Genomic DNA, 20,438 nt, shown 5'->3' on the forward strand with positions numbered 1-20,438 from the left:
TCTGTCAACCGATAATTGATGCATAAGGGTTTGCTGGCGGCGTTTTGCTTTTTATCCTGTCTTCATTATTCTGGACGCCTCATGAAGCAATTAACCATTCTTGGTTCGACCGGTTCTATCGGCTGCAGCACGCTGGATGTGGTGCGCCATAATCCTGATAGCTTTTCTATCACCGCGCTGGTCGCCGGGAAAAATGTCGACCGTATGGTTGAACAATGTCTGGAATTCTCCCCTCGTTACGCGGTAATGGACGATGCGCACAGCGCGGAGCTGCTGCGTGCGCAACTGCGCGAGCAGGGCAGCCGAACGGAAGTCATGAGCGGCCAGCAGGCGGCGGCAGAAGTGGCGGCGCTCGACGAGGTTGAGCAGGTGATGGCGGCGATTGTCGGCGCAGCAGGACTGGTGCCGACGCTCTCAGCCATTCGTGCGGGTAAAACGGTGCTGCTGGCGAACAAAGAGTCGCTGGTGACCTGCGGCCGTCTGTTTATGGATGCCGTGCAGCAGTACGGCGCACGATTGTTGCCGGTTGATAGCGAGCATAATGCGATTTTTCAGAGTATGCCGGAAACAATTCAACATAATCTGGGATACGCTGATTTAACCCAGAACGGCGTGGCGTCGATTCTGCTCACCGGCTCCGGCGGTCCCTTCCGGGAAACGGCGATTTCTGAACTGGCGGCGATGACCCCCGATCGGGCATGCAAGCATCCAAACTGGTCGATGGGGCGCAAAATATCTGTCGATTCGGCCACCATGATGAACAAAGGGCTGGAGTATATCGAAGCCCGCTGGCTGTTCAACGCCTCGGCGCAGCAGATGGAAGTCCTGATCCATCCGCAATCGGTGATTCACTCGATGGTACGTTATCAGGATGGCAGCGTCCTGGCGCAGCTCGGTGAGCCGGATATGCGTACGCCGATTGCCCACACGATGGGCTGGCCAAAACGCCTTAATTCTGGCGTGAAACCGCTGGATTTCTGTCAGTTGAGCACTCTGAGCTTCTCGGCGCCGGATTACGGCCGTTACCCCTGCCTGAAGCTGGCCATGGAGGCTTTTGATGTCGGTCAGGCGGCGACCACGGCGCTGAATGCGGCAAATGAAGTTTCGGTCGCGGCGTTTCTGAACGGGGATATTCGCTTTACCGATATTGCGGCGATAAATCAGGGGGTGCTGGATCAACAGGCGTTAAATGAGCCGCAAAGTATTGATGAAGTGCTGGCTATTGATGCGATGGCCCGGGTAAGCGCAGGCCAGCTCCTGACGGCGTGGCGCAAATTCTGATACGCGTTGTGATATTTGTGGGCGCTGTGCTTCAGTGATATAGTCTGCGCCATCCGATCGTTGCATTTTGGTGTGAAAGATTACGGTGGCCGTGGCAAGACACGGCTTTTTTGCGTAAAGCTTTTGGTTGTTCTCTGCGATTGGCCGTAGCTCCGGCACCGGATAAAAATGCGTATCCAGCGCTGACCGGTGGCCCGTGTTTAGTAGCTTAGCTAATCCTTATTATGGACTTAAAACGCGTTATGTTGTCTGCTAATCAAACTGTCAGCGAAATGTTGCCTGCGCATGGCTGTCGTCATGTGGCCATTATTATGGATGGCAACGGGCGTTGGGCAAAACGGCAAGGAAAGATCCGCGCCTTTGGCCATAAAGCCGGCGCTAAATCTGTTCGTCGCGCCGTCTCTTTCGCGGCGAATAATGGTATTGAAGCGTTGACGTTATACGCGTTCAGCAGTGAAAACTGGAATCGCCCGGCGCAGGAAGTCAGCGCGCTGATGGAGCTGTTTGTCTGGGCGCTGGATAGCGAAGTGAAAAGTCTGCACCGGCATAATGTGCGCCTGCGTATTATCGGCGAGACCACGCGCTTCAATGCGCGTCTCCAGGAGCGTATTCGCAAAGCGGAGGCGCTGACTGAGAACAACACCGGTTTGACCCTGAATATTGCGGCGAACTACGGCGGCCGCTGGGATATCGTCCAGGGCGTTCGTCATCTGGCCAAACAGGTGCAAGACGGGGTGCTTCAGCCCGAGCAAATCACAGAAGAGATGCTGAGCCAGCAGGTCTGCATGCATGAACTGGCTCCCGTAGATTTAGTTATTAGGACCGGGGGAGAGCATCGCATTAGTAATTTTTTGATTTGGCAAATTGCCTATGCCGAACTTTACTTTACGGATGTTCTTTGGCCCGATTTCGCTGAACAGGACTTTGAAGGTGCACTCCATGCCTTTGTTAATCGAGAGCGTCGCTTCGGCGGCACTGAGCCGGGCGGCAACAATGCCTGATGGGGGTCACTTTTGCTGAAGTATCGCCTGATTTCTGCTTTCGTCTTAATACCCGTTGTTATTGCGGCGCTTTTTTTACTGCCGCCCGCGGGTTTTGCCATCGTTACGCTAGTCGTCTGTATGCTCGCCGCGTGGGAGTGGGGGCAATTTAGCGGTTTCACTTCAACGACCCAGAGAGTCTGGCTGTCAGTGCTTTGCGGTCTGCTGCTGGCGCTGATGCTATTCCTGATGCCGGAATACCATTATGACGTTCATCAACCGCTGGTTGAGGGCGCGCTATGGGCGTCATTAGGCTGGTGGGTCGTCGCGCTGCTTTTAGTGCTCACTTACCCCGCTTCAGCGGCTTTCTGGCGCAATTCAAAAACGCTCCGTCTGATTTTTGGCGTCCTGACCATCGTGCCGTTTTTTTGGGGCATGCTGGCGCTTCGGGCCTGGCATTATACCGATGACCATTATAGCGGTGCGCTGTGGTTGCTGTACGTAATGATTCTGGTCTGGGGCGCGGATTCCGGCGCTTACATGTTCGGAAAAATGTTCGGTAAGCATAAGCTGGCGCCGAAGGTTTCTCCGGGTAAAACCTGGCAGGGTTTTTTCGGCGGTCTGTTAACGGCAGCGGTTATCTCCTGGGCTTACGGCTGGTGGGCCCATCTGAATGTCACGCCGATGGTGCTGCTGGTGTGTTCTATTGTCGCGGCCCTGGCTTCGGTACTCGGCGACCTGACCGAAAGCATGTTTAAACGCGAAGCTGGCATTAAAGATAGCGGAAATCTGATTCCCGGACACGGCGGTATTCTCGATCGTATCGATAGCCTGACGGCCGCGGTGCCCGTGTTTGCTTGCCTACTCTTGTTGGTTTTCAGGACGATTTGACGGAAGGTTTTATGCTGAGCGTTCTCTGGAATTTGGCTGCTTTTATTATTGCGCTGGGCGTGTTGATCACCGTCCATGAGTTTGGCCATTTCTGGGTTGCTCGCCGCTGCGGTATCCGCGTTGAGCGTTTCTCAATCGGCTTTGGCAAAGCGCTGTGGCGCCGTTTTGACAAGCAAGGAACGGAATTTATTATCGCCCTTATTCCGCTGGGCGGTTATGTCAAAATGCTTGACGAACGCGTTGAGCCCGTGGCCCCAGAGATGCGTCACTCCGCGTTTAACAACAAAACCGTCGGCCAGCGCGCCGCCGTTATTGCCGCGGGGCCAATCGCGAACTTCCTTTTTGCCATTTTTGCCTACTGGCTGGTGTTTATTATCGGCGTGCCAGGCGTGCGTCCGGTCGTTGGCGACATAACGCCCAACTCGATCGCCGCGCAAGCACAAATTGCAAAAGGAACGGAACTTAAAGCGATAGATGGCATCGAAACGCCTGATTGGGATGCAGTACGTATGGCGCTGGTGGCGAAGATAGGCGATCGGCAAACAATAGTTACGGTCGCCCCTTTCGGGACCAATCAACGTCAGGATAAAATCCTCGATCTGCAGCACTGGGCGTTTGAGCCGGATAAACAAGATCCGGTTGCCTCGTTGGGCATTCAGCCTCGCAGCGCGCAGATTGATACCGTCCTGGCTGAAGTACAATCTGACTCGGCGGCGCAGAAGGCGGGTTTGCAAGCGGGCGACAGGATCGTTAAAGTCGATGGTCAACCGTTAACGCAGTGGATGACGTTTGTTAATCTGGTGCGTGATAATCCGGGTAGAGCATTAGTTCTGGACATCGAGCGGCAGGGTAGTCCCCTGTCGGTGACCTTGACGCCGGATACGAAGTCTACCAAAGGCAAAGCGGAGGGGTTTGCAGGGGTCGTACCTAAGGTCATCCCGCTGCCTGATGAATATAAGACAGTGCGTCAGTACGGGCCATTTGCCGCCATCGCTGAAGCCACGGATAAAACCTGGCAGCTGATGTCGTTAACGGTCCGAATGCTGGGCAAATTGATAACCGGTGATGTCAAACTGAACAACCTCAGCGGGCCGATTTCTATCGCCCAGGGGGCTGGGATGTCAGCGGAATTTGGGTTGATTTACTATCTGATGTTCCTTGCGCTGATCAGCGTGAACCTCGGCATAATCAACCTGTTCCCGCTTCCCGTTCTCGACGGGGGACATCTGCTGTTTTTGGCGATTGAAAAGCTGAAAGGCGGGCCGGTATCCGAGCGAGTTCAAGACTTTAGTTATCGCATTGGCTCAATATTGCTGGTGCTGTTAATGGGGCTTGCACTTTTCAATGATTTCTCTCGGTTGTAAGAGAGTTTGTTAGGAAGAACGCATAATAACGATGGCGATGAAAAAGTTGCTCATAGCGTCGCTGCTGTTTAGCAGCGCAACCGTATACGGTGCTGACGGGTTCGTGGTGAAGGACATTCATTTCGAAGGCCTTCAGCGAGTCGCTGTTGGTGCGGCCCTCCTCAGTATGCCAGTGCGTCCTGGCGATACCGTAACCGATGATGATATCAGTAACACCATCCGTGCTCTGTTCGCCACCGGCAACTTTGAGGACGTCCGCGTACTGCGCGATGGTGATACCCTGCTGGTGCAGGTGAAAGAGCGTCCAACGATTGCCAGCATCACTTTCTCCGGTAACAAGTCGGTGAAAGATGACATGCTCAAGCAAAACCTTGAGGCATCCGGCGTGCGCGTAGGGGAATCCCTCGATCGCACCACGCTGGCTGATATCGAAAAGGGGCTGGAGGATTTCTACTACAGCGTCGGTAAGTACAGCGCCAGCGTTAAAGCTGTCGTGACGCCGCTGCCGCGTAACCGTGTCGACCTGAAGCTGGTATTCCAGGAAGGCGTCTCGGCGAAAATCCAGCAGATTAATATCGTTGGCAACCACGCATTCAGCACCGATGAACTCATTTCTACCTTCCAGCTGCGCGATGAAGTGCCGTGGTGGAACGTGGTGGGCGATCGTAAATATCAGAAACAGAAGCTGGCGGGAGATCTTGAAACGCTGCGCAGCTACTATCTGGATCGCGGCTATGCTCGTTTCAACATTGACTCCACGCAGGTTAGCCTGACGCCGGACAAAAAAGGTATCTACATCACCATCAACATTACCGAAGGCGATCAGTACAAGCTTTCTGGTGTGCAGGTGACGGGTGATCTGGCGGGGCATTCGGCAGAAATCGAAGCGCTGACCAAAGTGGAGCCGGGCGAGCTGTATAACGGCACCAAAGTGACCAAAATGGAGAATGACATTAAGAAACTCCTCGGTCGCTACGGCTATGCCTATCCGCGCGTTCAGTCCCAGCCGGAAATCAGCGATAGCGATAAGACCGTGAAGCTGCACGTGAACGTCGATGCGGGTAACCGCTACTACGTGCGTAAAATTCGCTTCGAAGGCAACGATACCTCGAAAGATGCCGTTCTGCGTCGCGAAATGCGTCAGATGGAAGGCGCCTGGCTAGGCAGCGACCTGGTCGATCAGGGTAAAGATCGTCTGAACCGTTTAGGCTACTTTGAAACGGTTGATACCGATACGCAGCGCGTTCCGGGCAGCCCGGATCAGGTTGACGTGGTCTATAAGGTTAAAGAGCGTAACACCGGTAGCTTTAACTTCGGCGTTGGTTACGGTACGGAAAGCGGCGTCAGCTTCCAGGCCGGCGTTCAGCAGGATAACTGGCTCGGTACCGGCTATTCCGTTGGGATTAACGGCACCAAAAACGACTATCAGACCTATACTGAACTGTCGGTGACGAACCCGTACTTTACCGTGGATGGCGTCAGCCTCGGCGGTCGTGTTTTCTATAACGACTTCGACGCTAACGATGCGGACCTGTCTGACTATACCAACAAAAGCTATGGTACAGACATCACGCTGGGCTTCCCGGTTAACGAATACAATACGCTGCGCGCGGGCCTGGGCTATGTGCATAACAAGCTGTCCAACATGCAGCCTCAGGTATCCATGTGGCGTTATCTGAATTCGATGGGGCAGTATCCGGACAACACCAACGACAGAAACTCGTTCAGCGCTGACGACTTCACCTTCAACTACGGCTGGACGTATAACAAGCTCGACCGTGGCTTCTTCCCGACCGAAGGCTCACGCGTCAACCTGAACGGTAAAGTGACGATTCCGGGATCGGATAACGAATACTACAAAGCGACGCTCGATACCGCGACCTATGTACCTATCGATGACGATCATAAATGGGTGATGTTGGGTCGTACCCGCTTTGGTTATGGCGATGGTCTGGGCGGTAAAGAGATGCCGTTCTATGAGAACTTCTATGCCGGTGGTTCAAGCACCGTGCGTGGCTTCCAGTCCAATACTATCGGTCCGAAAGCGGTTTATTTCCCGGCCAGCAGCCGTCATGACGACGACAGCAGCTACGATAACGAATGTAAGAGCAGCGAGTCCGCACCGTGTAAGTCTGATGATGCGGTGGGCGGTAACGCCATGGCGGTTGCCAGCCTTGAGCTGATCACCCCGACGCCGTTTATTAGCGATAAATATGCGAACTCGGTCCGTACTTCCGTCTTCTGGGATATGGGTACCGTGTGGGATACTCACTGGGATTCAGCCGCATATGGTGGTTACCCGGACTACAGCGATCCAAGCAATATCCGTATGTCTGCGGGTATCGCAGTACAGTGGATGTCGCCGTTAGGTCCGTTGGTATTCTCCTACGCTCAGCCGTTTAAAAAGTACGATGGAGACAAAGCCGAACAGTTCCAGTTTAACATCGGTAAAACCTGGTAATGGTATTGGCTACAATGGAATGTAAGTGCAGTTGCAGTATAGCGCTGACTATTGGCGATAACCGAGGTTATCGCCTGGCCACGCAAATAACGGTACCCCTGGGTACTCATGGGATGGTAAGGAGTTAATTGTGAAAAAGTGGTTATTAGCTGCAGGTCTGGGTTTAGCAATGGTAACTTCCGCTCAGGCGGCAGATAAAATTGCAATGGTTAACATGAACAGCCTCTTCCAACAGGTTGCCCAGAAAACAGGCGTTTCTAACACGCTGGAAAACGAGTTTAAAGGCCGCGCGAGCGAGCTGCAGCGTATGGAAGGCGACCTGCAGTCTAAAATGCAGCGTCTGCAGTCCATGAAAGCGGGCTCTGACCGTACCAAACTGGAAAAAGACGTGATGGCTCAGCGCCAGACTTTCTCCCAGAAAGCGCAGTCTTTCGAACAGGATCGTGCACGTCGTTCTAACGAAGAGCGCGGCAAGCTGGTGACTCGTATTCAGAGCGCCGTGCAGAGCGTGGCTAAAGATCAGAGCATCGATCTGGTTGTTGACTCTAATGCCGTTGCATACAACAGCAGCGATGTAAAAGACATCACCGCTGATGTGCTGAAACAGGTTAAATAAGTAATGCCTTCAATTCGACTGGCTGATTTAGCCCAGCAGTTGGATGCAGAATTACACGGTGATGGCGATATCGTCATCACCGGCGTTGCGTCCATGCAGTCCGCACAAGCGGGCGATATTACTTTCATGGTAAATCCTAAGTACCGTGAACACCTGGCCGCTTGCCAGGCATCTGCCGTCGTGATGACGCAGGATGATTTACCTTTTGCTCATAGCGCCGCGCTGGTAGTGCGTAATCCCTACCTGACCTACGCGCGCATGGCTCAAATTCTTGATACCACGCCGCAGCCGGCGCAGGATATCGCGCCCAGCGCGGTCATCGATGCGACGGCGAAGCTGGGTACCCACGTGGCGATTGGCCCCAACGCCGTGATTGAATCGGGCGTCATCCTCGGTGATAACGTGGTTATCGGCGCGGGCTGCTTCGTTGGGAAAAATACGAAAATAGGTGCCGGCTCGCGTTTATGGGCCAACGTCACCGTTTACCACGACATTGAGATCGGCGAGAATTGCCTGATCCAGTCCAGCACGGTGATTGGCGCAGATGGCTTCGGCTACGCGAACGATCGCGGCAACTGGGTTAAGATCCCACAGCTGGGTCGCGTGATTATTGGCGATCGCGTGGAGATTGGCGCCTGTACGACCATCGACCGTGGTGCGCTGGACGACACCGTCATCGGTAACGGCGTGATTATTGATAACCAGTGTCAAATTGCGCACAACGTGGTGATTGGCGACAACACCGCGGTTGCTGGCGGCGTGATCATGGCGGGCAGCCTGAAGATCGGCCGCTACTGCATGATTGGCGGAGCCAGCGTGATCAACGGCCATATGGAAATCTGCGATAAAGTCACCGTCACGGGGATGGGAATGGTTATGCGTCCTATCACCGAGCCAGGGGTTTACTCTTCAGGTATCCCGCTGCAGCCGAATAAGGTCTGGCGTAAGACCGCTGCGCTGGTACTGAATATTGATGATATGAGCAAGCGCCTCAAAGCCATTGAGCGCAAGGTTAATCAACAAGATTAGTGCTGCGTCCAGCCACATTAAATTTTCGGCCTGTTGCATTCATGAGATTGCCGCAGGCCGTGTTATTATTGCCTTTTAGGATATTTAGACAGGAAGAGTATTTTGACTACTGACACTCATACTCTGCACATTGAAGAGATTCTGGAACTTCTGCCTCACCGATACCCGTTCCTGCTGGTCGATCGCGTGCTGGATTTTGAAGAAGGTCGTTTTCTACGCGCAGTTAAAAATGTTTCTGTAAATGAGCCGTTTTTCCAGGGGCATTTCCCTGGTAAGCCGATTTTACCGGGCGTATTGATTCTCGAAGCTATGGCCCAGGCCACCGGCATTCTGGCATTCAAAAGCGTTGGAAAACTGGAACCGGGCGAGCTGTATTATTTTGCCGGGATTGACGAAGCGCGTTTCAAACGTCCGGTCGTGCCTGGCGATCAGATGATTATGGAAGTCACTTTTGAAAAAACCCGCCGCGGTCTGACTCGCTTTAAAGGCGTTGCAACCGTTGACGGAAAAGTGGTTTGCGAAGCAACGATGATGTGTGCCCGTAGCCGGGAGGCCTGATACGTGATTGATAAAACCGCCTTTATTCATCCTTCCGCCATTGTAGAAGAAGGCGCCGTTATTGGCGCTAACGTCCACGTTGGCCCGTTTTGTATTGTTGGTGCTAACGTCGAAATCGGCGAAGGTACCGTACTGAAATCTCACGTTGTCATCAACGGCCATACCAAAATTGGCCGCGATAACGAGATCTATCAGTTCGCTTCCATCGGCGAAGTTAACCAGGACCTGAAATATGCTGGCGAACCGACCCGCGTGGAAATTGGCGATCGCAACCGCATCCGCGAAAGCGTCACCATTCATCGTGGCACAGTACAGGGCGGTGGATTAACGAAGGTGGGCAGCGATAACCTGCTGATGATCAACGCCCACGTGGCGCACGATTGTACGCTGGGCGACCGCTGTATTCTGGCCAATAACGCGACCCTTGCGGGCCACGTTTCGCTGGATGATTTTGTTATCATCGGCGGCATGACCGCCGTGCATCAGTTCTGCATTATTGGCGCACACGTGATGGTGGGCGGCTGCTCCGGCGTAGCGCAGGACGTTCCGCCGTTCGTGATTGCGCAGGGCAACCACGCGACGCCGTTTGGCGTCAACATCGAAGGGCTGAAACGCCGCGGCTTCAGCCGTGAGGCGATCACTGCGATTCGTAACGCGTATAAGCTGCTGTACCGCAGCGGTAAAACGCTGGACGAAGCGAAAGCTGAAATTGCCGAGCTGGCGGCGCAGTATCCCGAAGTGCAGACCTTTACCGACTTTTTTGCCCGCTCCACGCGCGGCCTGATTCGTTAATGGCTGAATTGCGTCCCCTGACGATTGCCCTGGTCGCCGGAGAAACCTCCGGCGATATTCTTGGTGCCGGTCTTATCCGCGCGCTCAAAGCCCGCATACCTGATGCCCGCTTTGTCGGCGTTGCCGGGCCGTTGATGCAGGCGGAAGGCTGCGAAGCCTGGTATGAGATGGAAGAGCTGGCGGTGATGGGCATTGTGGAAGTGCTGGGTCGCCTGCGCCGTCTGCTGCATATTCGCGCCGATCTCACCCGTCGATTGACCGAGCTTAAGCCAGACGTATTCGTCGGCATTGATGCGCCTGACTTCAATATCACCCTCGAAGGTAATCTGAAGAAGCAGGGTATCAAAACTATCCATTACGTCAGCCCCTCGGTGTGGGCATGGCGGCAAAAACGCGTTTTCAAAATTGGCAGATCCACCGATCTGGTATTGGCATTTCTGCCTTTCGAAAAAGCGTTTTATGACAAATTCAACGTTCCCTGCCGGTTTATCGGCCACACGATGGCGGATGCGATGCCGCTGGACCCGGATAAAGGCGCGGCGCGCGACCGTCTGGGGATCGATCGTAACGTGCATTGCCTGGCGCTGCTGCCGGGAAGCCGTGGGGCGGAAGTTGAGATGCTCAGCGCTGATTTTCTGAAAACGGCGCAGCTCCTGCGAGACCATTATCCCGACCTGGAAGTGGTTGTCCCGCTGGTCAACGCGAAGCGGCGGGAACAGTTCGAGCGCATCAAAGCGGAAACGGCGCCGGATCTTGCCGTCCACCTGCTCGACGGCCGGGCGCGCGACGCGATGATCGCCAGCGATGCCGCGCTGCTGGCCTCCGGCACGGCTGCGCTGGAGTGTATGCTGGCTAAGTGTCCGATGGTTGTCGGCTATCGGATGAAGCCGTTTACCTTCTGGCTGGCGAAACGGCTGGTGAAGACCGACTATGTGTCGTTGCCGAATTTACTGGCCGGGCGCGAACTGGTTAAAGAACTGCTGCAGGATGAATGCCAGCCGCAGGCGCTGGCCGAGGCGCTGAAGCCGCTGCTGGCCGACGGAAAAACCAGCCACGATATGCATGAAACCTTCCGCGCGCTGCATCAGCAGATCCGCTGCAACGCTGATGAGCAGGCGGCGGATGCCGTACTGGAGTTAGCAAAATGATGGAATTCGTATATCCGCATACCCATCTGGTTGCGGGAGTCGATGAAGTCGGACGCGGCCCGCTGGTTGGCGCAGTGGTGACCGCCGCGGTTATTCTCGATCCGGCAAAGCCGATCGTCGGTCTTAACGACTCAAAAAAGCTAAGCGAAAAACGCCGCCTTGCGTTATTTGACGAGATCAAAGAAAAAGCGCTGTGCTGGAGCCTCGGTCGCGCTGAGCCGCATGAAATCGATGAGCTGAATATTTTGCACGCGACCATGCTGGCCATGCAGCGCGCCGTTGCCGGTTTGCGCGTTTCCCCTGAGTTTGTTCTTATTGATGGTAACCGCTGTCCGCCGCTGCCGATGCCGTCACTGGCGGTCGTCAAAGGCGACAGCCGAGTGGCGGAAATCAGCGCCGCGTCTATTCTGGCTAAAGTGACGCGCGATGCTGAAATGGCCGTACTGGACCGGGAGTTCCCGCAGTACGGCTTTGCGCAACATAAAGGTTATCCCACCGCTTTTCATCTGCAAAAGCTGCTGGAACATGGCGTAATCGAGCAATACCGGCGCAGCTTTGGCCCGGTGAAACGCGCGCTGGGCCTGGCGTCCTGAACCGACACGCAAGCAATTAAGTAACGCGGAATCTGAAGATGGCTGAACCACGTTTCGTACACCTGCGGGTGCACAGCGACTATTCCATGATCGATGGTCTGGCGAAAACCGGACCGTTGGTAAAAAAGGCGGCCGCGCTCGGCATGCCTGCGCTGGCGATCACTGATTTTACCAACCTTTGCGGGCTGGTGAAGTTCTACGGAGCAGGGCACGGTGCCGGAATTAAACCCATCGTCGGGGCCGATTTCCACGTTCAGAGCGATCTGCTTGGCGATGAACTGAGCCAGCTGACGGTACTGGCGGCGAACAACGCTGGCTATCAAAACCTGACGCTGCTGATCTCCAAAGCCTATCAGCGCGGCTATGGCGCGGCAGGCCCGATTATCGATCGCGACTGGCTGATCGAATTAAAAGAAGGGCTGATTTTGCTCTCCGGCGGGCGTATGGGCGACGTGGGTCGTAGCCTGCTGCGCGGAAACATGGCGCTGGTGGATCAGTGCGTTGATTTTTATGAACAACATTTCCCTGATTGCTACTTCCTTGAGCTCATTCGCACCGGCCGTCAGGATGAAGAGCCCTACCTGCATGCGGCGGTAGAACTGGCGGAAACCCGCGGCCTACCGGTGGTGGCGACCAACGATGTTCGCTTCCTTGAGCCGGGCGACTTCGACGCCCATGAAATCCGCGTGGCTATCCACGACGGCTTTACCCTCGACGATCCCAAGCGTCCGCGCAACTACTCGCCGCAGCAGTATATGCGCAGCGAAGAGGAGATGTGCGAGCTCTTTTCCGATATTCCCGAAGCGCTGCAAAACACCGTGGAGATCGCCAAACGCTGTAACGTGACCGTGCGCCTTGGCGAGTACTTCCTGCCGCAGTTCCCGACGGGGGATATGACCACCGAAGATTATCTGGTTAAGAAATCCAAAGAGGGTCTGGAAGAGCGTCTGGAATTCCTGTTCCCCGATCCGGATGAACGGGCTAAACGCCGTCCTGAATATGATGAACGCCTGGATATTGAGCTGCAGGTGATTAACCAGATGGGGTTCCCGGGCTACTTCCTGATCGTTATGGAGTTTATCCAGTGGTCGAAGGATAACGGCGTGCCGGTAGGGCCGGGACGTGGTTCCGGCGCCGGATCGCTGGTGGCCTATGCGCTGAAAATTACCGACCTCGATCCGCTGGAGTTCGACCTGCTGTTCGAACGTTTCCTTAACCCGGAACGTGTCTCCATGCCCGACTTCGACGTTGACTTCTGTATGGAGAAGCGCGACCAGGTGATTGAACACGTCGCGGACATGTACGGTCGCGATGCGGTCTCGCAGATTATTACCTTCGGCACCATGGCGGCGAAAGCGGTTATTCGCGACGTTGGCCGCGTGCTGGGCCACCCGTACGGCTTTGTGGACCGCATCTCCAAGCTGGTACCGCCCGATCCGGGCATGACGCTGGCGAAAGCGTTTGAAGCCGAGCCGCAGCTGCCGGAGATTTACGAGGCGGACGAAGAGGTTAAAGCGCTGATCGACATGGCGCGTAAGCTCGAAGGGGTCACCCGTAACGCCGGTAAACATGCGGGCGGGGTGGTGATTGCGCCCACCAAAATAACCGATTTTGCCCCTCTGTACTGCGATGAAGCGGGCCAGCATCCGGTTACCCAGTTTGATAAGAACGACGTTGAATATGCCGGGCTGGTGAAATTCGACTTCCTCGGTCTGCGTACGCTCACCATCATTAACTGGGCGCTGGAGATGATCAACGCCCGTCGCGAGAAGAACGGCGAGGGGCCGCTGGATATTGCCGCTATCCCGCTGGACGATAAAAAAAGCTTCGACATGCTGCAGCGTTCGGAAACCACCGCCGTCTTCCAGCTTGAATCGCGCGGTATGAAGGATCTGATCAAGCGTCTGCAGCCTGACTGCTTTGAAGATATGATCGCTCTGGTGGCCCTGTTCCGACCGGGGCCGCTGCAGTCGGGAATGGTGGATAACTTTATCGACCGTAAGCACGGTCGCGAAGAGATATCGTATCCGGACGTACAGTGGCAGCACGAATGTCTGAAACCGGTACTGGAGCCAACCTATGGCATTATCCTGTACCAGGAACAGGTCATGCAGATTGCCCAGGAGCTTTCCGGCTATACCCTCGGCGGCGCGGATATGCTGCGTCGTGCGATGGGTAAGAAAAAGCCGGAAGAGATGGCCAAGCAGCGCGGCACCTTTGAAGAAGGGGCGAGAAAGCGCGGCGTTGACGGCGAACTGGCGATTAAAATCTTTGACCTGGTAGAGAAGTTCGCCGGTTATGGATTTAACAAATCGCACTCTGCCGCTTATGCTTTAGTGTCCTATCAGACGCTGTGGCTGAAGGCGCACTATCCGGCTGAATTTATGGCGGCGGTAATGACCGCGGATATGGATAACACCGAGAAGGTCGTCGGCCTGGTGGATGAGTGCTGGCGGATGGGGCTGAAAATCCTGCCGCCGGATATTAACTCCGGCCTGTACCATTTTCACGTTAACGACGATGGCGAAATCGTTTATGGTATCGGCGCCATCAAAGGCGTCGGCGAAGGTCCGATAGAAGCGATCATTGAAGCCCGTAATCAGGGCGGCTATTTCCGCGAACTGTTCGATCTCTGCGCGCGTACGGATATTAAAAAGCTCAACCGCCGGGTGCTGGAAAAACTGATTATGTCCGGGGCCTTCGATCGCCTCGGGCCGCATCGCGCGGCGTTAATGAATTCACTGGGCGATGCGCTAAAAGCCGCCGATCAGCACGCCAAAGCCGAAGCTATCGGTCAGGCGGACATGTTCGGCGTACTGGCGGAAGAGCCTGAGCAAATTGAACAGTCCTACGCCAGCTGCCAGCCGTGGCCGGAACAGGTCGTGCTGGATGGCGAAAGGGAGACCCTGGGGCTGTATCTGACCGGGCATCCGATTAACCAGTACTTGAAAGAGATCGAGCGCTACGTAGGCGGCGTACGACTCAAAGACATGCATCCGACCGATCGTGGTAAAGTGACCACGGCGGCCGGGCTCGTTATTGCCGCGCGGGTCATGGTCACCAAGCGCGGCAATCGTATCGGCATCTGCACGCTGGATGACCGTTCCGGGCGTCTGGAGGTGATGTTGTTCACCGACGCCCTGGATAAATACCAGCAGCTGCTGGAAAAAGACCGCATACTTATCGTCAGCGGACAGGTCAGCTTTGATGACTTCAGCGGGGGGCTTAAAATGACCGCTCGTGAAGTCATGGACATTGACGAAGCCCGGGAAAAATATGCTCGCGGGCTTGCTATCTCGCTGACGGACAGGCAAATTGATGACCAGCTTTTAAACCGACTCCGTCAGTCTCTGGAACCCCACCGTTCGGGAACTATTCCAGTACACCTCTATTATCAGAGGGCGGATGCACGCGCGCGGTTGCGTTTTGGCGCAACATGGCGCGTCTCTCCGAGCGATCGTTTACTTAACGATCTGCGTGGCCTTATCGGCTCGGAGCAGGTGGAACTGGAGTTTGACTAATACAGGAATACTATGAGTCTGAATTTCCTTGATTTTGAACAGCCGATTGCAGAGCTGGAAGCGAAAATCGATTCTCTGACTGCGGTTAGCCGCCAGGATGAGAAACTGGATATTAATATCGATGAAGAAGTGCATCGCCTGCGTGAAAAGAGCGTAGAGCTGACGCGCAAGATCTTCGCCGATCTTGGTGCATGGCAGGTTGCGCAACTGGCGCGCCATCCACGTCGCCCGTACACCCTGGATTATGTCCGCCTGGCTTTCGACGAATTCGACGAACTGGCCGGTGACCGTGCCTATGCTGACGATAAAGCTATCGTCGGCGGGATTGCGCGTCTGGACGGGCGTCCGGTAATGATTATCGGCCACCAGAAAGGGCGCGAAACCAAAGAGAAAATTCGCCGCAACTTCGGTATGCCGGCGCCGGAAGGCTATCGTAAGGCACTGCGCCTGATGGAAATGGCCGAACGCTTTAAAATGCCGATCATCACCTTCATCGACACCCCGGGCGCCTACCCGGGCGTCGGTGCGGAAGAGCGCGGCCAGTCTGAAGCGATTGCCCGCAACCTGCGTGAAATGTCGCGTCTGAGCGTCCCGGTTATCTGCACCGTTATCGGTGAAGGTGGTTCCGGCGGCGCGCTGGCAATCGGCGTGGGCGATAAAGTGAATATGCTGCAGTACAGCACCTATTCCGTTATCTCCCCGGAAGGCTGTGCCTCCATTTTGTGGAAAAGCGCCGATAAAGCGCCGCTGGCCGCCGAAGCGATGGGGATTGTTGCCCCGCGTCTGAAAGAGCTGAAGCTGATTGACTCCATCATTCCTGAGCCGCTGGGCGGCGCGCATCGTAATCCGGAAGTCATGGCCGCCTCTCTGAAAGCGCAGCTGCTGGCCGATCTGGCTGACCTCGATGTTCTGAGTGAAGAAGAGCTGCTGAACCGTCGCTATCAGCGTCTGATGAGCTACGGCTACGCCTGATTATCTGACTCATTTTTTATCCCTAAGGGCCGGATTTTCCGGCCCTTTTTTTATGTGTTGTTTACTGAGACGAGATGAGATGAATAAGAGCTAATGTGATTAGCCGATGATGCCGATCTCTCCTGAAACTGCAGCAACTGCCAGGGATTGCGACCCGGCAGGCCGTTAACAAGGATAAAGGAGAAATACTATGGCATTGCACAAAACCGTCGCATTAAGCGCCGTGGCCGCAGGGATCATGTTAAGCCTGGGGGCCGCACAGGCCACACCGTTGCTTGGCGCAACGGAAGCGACAACCATCAAGGCGAGTGACCTGGCCGCGAAAGAAAAAGCCTTAACCGACTTTCCGCTCATGACATCGGTAAAATCATCGATTCAAACGCTGCCGAACAGCGAAGTTGAAAAAATCGAGCCGGGTCTGGCGACTAACCCGGCAAACGTGAAGCGCGTGGAAAGCATTCTGTCCGAAAAGGATTGGGAATATCTGTTCCCGATGCGCGCGGCAGAATATACCTACTCTAACTTTCTGAAAGCTATTGGTAAATTCCCTGCGGTTTGCGGGACCTATACCGACGGACGCGATAGCGATGCCATATGCCGTAAATCTCTGGCAACCATGTTTGCCCACTTTGCTCAGGAAACCGGCGGCCACGAAAGCTGGCGCGATATTCCCGAGTGGCGCCAGGCGCTGGTTTATCTCCGTGAAGTGGGCTGGGTTGAAGGTCAGAAAGGCGGCTACAACGGGGAGTGTAACCCGGATATCTGGCAGGGACAGACCTGGCCCTGCGGTAAAGATAAAGACGGCGACTACCTGAGCTACTTTGGCCGCGGCGCAAAACAGCTCTCCTATAACTACAACTACGGCCCGTTCTCCGATGCCATGTACGATGGCGACGTTCGTCCTCTGCTGGATAAACCGGAGCGGGTGGCGGATACCTGGATGAACCTGGCGAGCGCGGTGTTCTTCTTCGTTTACCCGCAGCCGCCGAAGCCCTCTATGCTGCACGTCATCGACGGAACCTGGGTACCAAACGATCATGATAAAGCGAATGGCCTGGTTGAAGGCTTTGGGGTCACCATTCAAATTATCAACGGCGGCGTCGAGTGCGGCGGGGCGGAAGAGAACGCGCAGTCTCTGAACCGTATTGCCTACTACAAAGAGTTCGCAAACTACCTGAAAGTGCCGATTGCTGATGATGAAGTTCTCGGCTGTAAGAATATGAAGCAGTTCGATGAAGGCGGCGCGGGCGCGTTACCGATTTACTGGGAAGAGGATTGGGGATGGAGCCCGGACACCGCTGACGGCAAGACTAACGCCTGCCAGCTGGTGGGCTACCAGACGCCGTATAGCGCCTTTAAACAAGGTGACTATGCGAAGTGCGTCCAGAGCCACTTCAACGTCAATATCATCGACGACACCGGCCAGGCCGAGGATACCACCCCGGCGACGCCTGACGATACCACGCCTGCGCAGGAAACTAACGTGGCGCCGGTTGCGCGTATCGCCGGTCCGATTGGCGCTATCGAAGCGGGCGCCAGGGTTTCCCTGAGCGCGGAGGGCTCTACCGATGCGAATGGCGATAAGCTCACCTATACCTGGATGTCGCAGGACGGCCAGACTATCAGCGGACAGGATAAAGCCGTTATCACCTTTACCGCTCCGGAAAAAGATCGCGATGCGCAATATGTGGTGAGCCTGACGGTAAGCGACGGGACCTTGTCCAGCACCGCAACGTACACCCTGAACGTGAAGGCTAAAGCTGCTGCTGCGGATGAAACGACCGATGGCAAAGACAGCGACACCATCAGCTATCCTTCCTGGAGCAGTACCCAGACCTGGAAAGCGGGCGATATCGTTAATAACCACGGCGCGCTGTATCAGTGTAAACCGCTACCTGAAGGGGCGTGGTGCAACGTGGCGCCGACCTACTATGAGCCCGGCGCAGGCATTGCCTGGGGCGATGCGTGGAAAGCGCTGTAATAGAGATAAATCCGCCAGTGCTTAGCGCTGGCGGGGTGATATGATGCTTTCCTTAGGTAAATTCAGGAGGAAAGCGTGAATATCATTGCGATCATGGGTCCCCACGGCGTCTATTATAAAGACGAACCGATCAAAGAACTGGAAGCCGCCCTGCAACGGCAAGGTTTCCAGACCATCTGGCCGCAAAATAGCGCCGATCTTTTGCAATTTATCGAGCATAATCCGCGGATCTGCGGGGTTATTTTTGACTGGGATGAATACAGCGTTGATCTGTGCAGCGATATTAATTGCTTAAATGAATATCTGCCGCTGTACGCATTTATCAACGCCCATTCGACGATGGACGTCAGCAGCCAGGACCTGCGCATGACGCTATGGTTCTTTGAATACGCGCTGGGGCTGGCGGAAGAGATCGCTACCCGCATCGGTCAATACACCCGTGAATACCTCGACAACATAACCCCGCCGTTTACCAAAGCCTTGTTCAACTATGTGCAGGAGGGGAAATATACTTTCTGTACCCCCGGGCATATGGGCGGCTCGGCATATCAAAAAAGTCCGGTGGGCTGTCTGTTTTATGATTTCTTTGGCGGGAATACCCTAAAGGCCGACGTCTCTATTTCCGTGACGGAGCTGGGATCGCTGCTCGATCATAGCGGTCCGCATCTGGAGGCGGAAGAGTATATTGCCCGCGCATTCGGCGCCGAACAGAGCTATATGGTGACCAACGGAACCTCGACGTCAAATAAGATTGTCGGTATGTATTCCGCTCCGGCGGGCAGCACCCTGCTTATCGATCGCAACTGCCATAAATCGTTGGCTCATTTACTGATGATGAGCGACGTGGTGCCGCTGTGGCTAAAGCCGACGCGCAATGCGCTAGGGATCCTCGGCGGCATACCCAAGCGCGAATTTACCCGCGACAGTATTCAGCAAAAGGTTAATGCGACAGGCGGCGCCGGGTGGCCTGTGCATGCGGTGATCACCAACTCCACCTATGACGGACTGCTGTATAACACCACCTGGATCAAAGAGACCCTCGACGTACCGTCAATCCACTTTGATTCCGCCTGGGTGCCCTATACCCATTTTCATCCGATCTATCAGGGTAAAAGCGGGATGAGCGGCGATCGCATTGTGGGGAAAGTGATCTTTGAAACGCAGTCGACGCATAAAATGCTGGCCGCGCTATCGCAGGCTTCGCTGATTCATATTAAAGGCAGCTATGATGAAGATACCTTCAATGAAGCCTTTATGATGCACACCTCGACCTCCCCGAGCTACCCGATCGTTGCCTCCATTGAGACGGCTGCCGCCATGCTGCGCGGCAACTTCGGCAGACGACTGATTCAGCGTTCGATTGAGCGGGCGCTGGATTTTCGTAAAGAGGTGCAGCGGTTGCGCGAAGAGTCTGACGGCTGGTTTTTTGATATCTGGCAGCCGGAAGAGGTGGGGGAAGCGCAGTGCTGGCCGGTTTCACCCGGAGAAAGGTGGCATGGCTTTCAGGACGCCGATGACGACCATATGTTCCTCGATCCGGTGAAAGTCACCATTCTGACGCCCGGTATGGACGAGCAGGGCAACATGGATAGCGAAGGCATTCCGGCCGCGCTGGTGGCGAAGTTCCTTGATGAGCGCGGCGTGGTGGTAGAAAAAACCGGGCCGTACAACCTGCTGTTCCTGTTCAGTATCGGTATAGATAAAACCCGGGCGATGGGGCTGCTGCGCGGATTGACCGAGTTCAAACGCGCTTACGATCTCAATTTACGGGTGAAAAACATGCTGCCGGATCTGTACGCCGAAGATCCGGATTTTTACCGCAACATGCGTATTCAGGATCTGGCTCAGGGTATTCATCGTCTGATTCGCCAGCACCAGCTCTCGCAGCTGATGCTTAGCGCTTTCGACGTCCTGCCGGAGATGAAAATGACGCCGCATCAGGCCTGGCAGCGGCAGATTAAAGGCGAAGTGGAAACCATTGAACTGGAGAATCTGGTCGGGCGTATTTCAGCGAATATGATCCTACCGTACCCGCCCGGCGTGCCGCTGCTGATGCCCGGCGAGATGATCGCCGAAGAGAGCCGCGCGGTGCTCAATTTCCTGCTTATGCTGTGCTCCATCGGCCGCCACTATCCGGGTTTCGAAACCGATATCCACGGCGCGAAACGCGATGAAGACGGCGTGTACTGGGTTCGAGTCTTAAAAAATGACTAAGCGCTTGCGCACTCACGAACTGAACGAGTAACGTTGT

General features: G+C 55.1%; 15 protein-coding genes. All 15 read left to right on the forward strand.

The window, feature by feature from the left end; genetic code table 11:
* Positions 1–81 precede the first annotated feature (81 nt).
* The 15 genes from ispC (at position 82) to ABLV30_RS03180 (ending at position 20,401) form a co-directional block, all read left to right on the forward strand.
* Positions 82–1,281: a 1-deoxy-D-xylulose-5-phosphate reductoisomerase gene (gene ispC / locus ABLV30_RS03110; RefSeq protein WP_348865520.1), complete on the forward strand. Its 1,200-nt coding sequence runs from the start codon at positions 82–84 to the stop codon at positions 1,279–1,281.
* Between the two features lie 242 nt (positions 1,282–1,523).
* Positions 1,524–2,282, forward strand: coding sequence for a (2E,6E)-farnesyl-diphosphate-specific ditrans,polycis-undecaprenyl-diphosphate synthase (ispU, locus tag ABLV30_RS03115; protein WP_004098751.1), 759 nt, complete (start codon positions 1,524–1,526; stop codon positions 2,280–2,282).
* Positions 2,283–2,294: 12 nt separating this feature from the next.
* On the forward strand, positions 2,295–3,152 hold the full coding sequence (gene cdsA / locus ABLV30_RS03120; RefSeq protein ID WP_014228000.1) for a phosphatidate cytidylyltransferase: 858 nt from the start codon (positions 2,295–2,297) through the stop codon (positions 3,150–3,152).
* 11 nt (positions 3,153–3,163) lie between these two features.
* Entirely contained in the window at positions 3,164–4,516 is a 1,353-nt protein-coding gene (rseP, locus tag ABLV30_RS03125; protein WP_014228001.1) for a sigma E protease regulator RseP, read from the forward strand.
* 31 nt (positions 4,517–4,547) lie between these two features.
* A complete protein-coding gene (bamA, locus tag ABLV30_RS03130) occupies positions 4,548–6,977 on the forward strand; it encodes an outer membrane protein assembly factor BamA (protein ID WP_014228002.1) in 2,430 nt (809 codons plus the stop codon).
* A 130-nt stretch (positions 6,978–7,107) separates the two neighbouring features.
* Positions 7,108–7,593 (forward strand): molecular chaperone Skp, encoded by a 486-nt coding sequence (gene skp / locus ABLV30_RS03135; RefSeq protein ID WP_004098757.1) that lies wholly within the window; start codon positions 7,108–7,110, stop codon positions 7,591–7,593.
* A gap of 3 nt (positions 7,594–7,596) precedes the next feature.
* Positions 7,597–8,622, forward strand: coding sequence for a UDP-3-O-(3-hydroxymyristoyl)glucosamine N-acyltransferase (gene lpxD / locus ABLV30_RS03140; protein ID WP_014837448.1), 1,026 nt, complete (start codon positions 7,597–7,599; stop codon positions 8,620–8,622).
* A 102-nt stretch (positions 8,623–8,724) separates the two neighbouring features.
* The gene (fabZ, locus tag ABLV30_RS03145; RefSeq protein ID WP_004098761.1) at positions 8,725–9,180 is read left to right on the forward strand and encodes a 3-hydroxyacyl-ACP dehydratase FabZ; all 456 of its coding nucleotides are present in this window, start codon (positions 8,725–8,727) and stop codon (positions 9,178–9,180) included.
* A gap of 3 nt (positions 9,181–9,183) precedes the next feature.
* The gene (gene lpxA, locus ABLV30_RS03150; protein ID WP_004098763.1) at positions 9,184–9,972 is read left to right on the forward strand and encodes an acyl-ACP--UDP-N-acetylglucosamine O-acyltransferase; all 789 of its coding nucleotides are present in this window, start codon (positions 9,184–9,186) and stop codon (positions 9,970–9,972) included.
* The gene (gene lpxB / locus ABLV30_RS03155; protein WP_025107387.1) at positions 9,972–11,120 is read left to right on the forward strand and encodes a lipid-A-disaccharide synthase; all 1,149 of its coding nucleotides are present in this window, start codon (positions 9,972–9,974) and stop codon (positions 11,118–11,120) included. The genes lpxA and lpxB overlap by 1 nt, the downstream gene beginning before the upstream one ends.
* A complete protein-coding gene (rnhB, locus tag ABLV30_RS03160) occupies positions 11,117–11,713 on the forward strand; it encodes a ribonuclease HII (RefSeq protein ID WP_014228005.1) in 597 nt (198 codons plus the stop codon). Before lpxB ends, rnhB begins: the two co-directional genes overlap by 4 nt.
* Before the next feature lie 38 nt (positions 11,714–11,751).
* Entirely contained in the window at positions 11,752–15,234 is a 3,483-nt protein-coding gene (gene dnaE / locus ABLV30_RS03165; RefSeq protein ID WP_014228006.1) for a DNA polymerase III subunit alpha, read from the forward strand.
* 12 nt (positions 15,235–15,246) lie between these two features.
* On the forward strand, positions 15,247–16,206 hold the full coding sequence (gene accA / locus ABLV30_RS03170; protein ID WP_004137983.1) for an acetyl-CoA carboxylase carboxyl transferase subunit alpha: 960 nt from the start codon (positions 15,247–15,249) through the stop codon (positions 16,204–16,206).
* Positions 16,207–16,396: 190 nt separating this feature from the next.
* Entirely contained in the window at positions 16,397–18,187 is a 1,791-nt protein-coding gene (locus tag ABLV30_RS03175) for a chitinase (protein ID WP_014228007.1), read from the forward strand.
* Positions 18,188–18,262: 75 nt separating this feature from the next.
* Complete coding sequence (locus tag ABLV30_RS03180) at positions 18,263–20,401, forward strand: lysine decarboxylase LdcC (protein ID WP_128696722.1); 2,139 nt, start codon at positions 18,263–18,265, stop codon at positions 20,399–20,401.
* Positions 20,402–20,438 lie beyond the last annotated feature (37 nt).

Origin of the sequence: Klebsiella sp. CN_Kp113 (genome assembly GCF_040064585.1) — a bacterium.
In the GTDB taxonomy this organism is placed as follows: domain Bacteria; phylum Pseudomonadota; class Gammaproteobacteria; order Enterobacterales; family Enterobacteriaceae; genus Klebsiella; species Klebsiella michiganensis.

Excerpts from the sequence above, each read along its gene's own strand:
- lpxD (WP_014837448.1), top strand. The coding sequence starts at position 7,597 with ATGCCTTCAATTCGACTGGCTGATTTAGCCCAGCAGTTGGATGCAGAA.
- lpxB (WP_025107387.1), top strand. The coding sequence starts at position 9,972 with ATGGCTGAATTGCGTCCCCTGACGATTGCCCTGGTCGCCGGAGAAACC.
- ispC (WP_348865520.1), top strand. The coding sequence starts at position 82 with ATGAAGCAATTAACCATTCTTGGTTCGACCGGTTCTATCGGCTGCAGC.
- ABLV30_RS03175 (WP_014228007.1), top strand. The coding sequence starts at position 16,397 with ATGGCATTGCACAAAACCGTCGCATTAAGCGCCGTGGCCGCAGGGATC.
- bamA (WP_014228002.1), top strand. The coding sequence starts at position 4,548 with ATGGCGATGAAAAAGTTGCTCATAGCGTCGCTGCTGTTTAGCAGCGCA.
- accA (WP_004137983.1), top strand. The coding sequence starts at position 15,247 with ATGAGTCTGAATTTCCTTGATTTTGAACAGCCGATTGCAGAGCTGGAA.
- dnaE (WP_014228006.1), top strand. The coding sequence starts at position 11,752 with ATGGCTGAACCACGTTTCGTACACCTGCGGGTGCACAGCGACTATTCC.
- rseP (WP_014228001.1), top strand. The coding sequence starts at position 3,164 with ATGCTGAGCGTTCTCTGGAATTTGGCTGCTTTTATTATTGCGCTGGGC.
- ispU (WP_004098751.1), top strand. The coding sequence starts at position 1,524 with ATGTTGTCTGCTAATCAAACTGTCAGCGAAATGTTGCCTGCGCATGGC.
- rnhB (WP_014228005.1), top strand. The coding sequence starts at position 11,117 with ATGATGGAATTCGTATATCCGCATACCCATCTGGTTGCGGGAGTCGAT.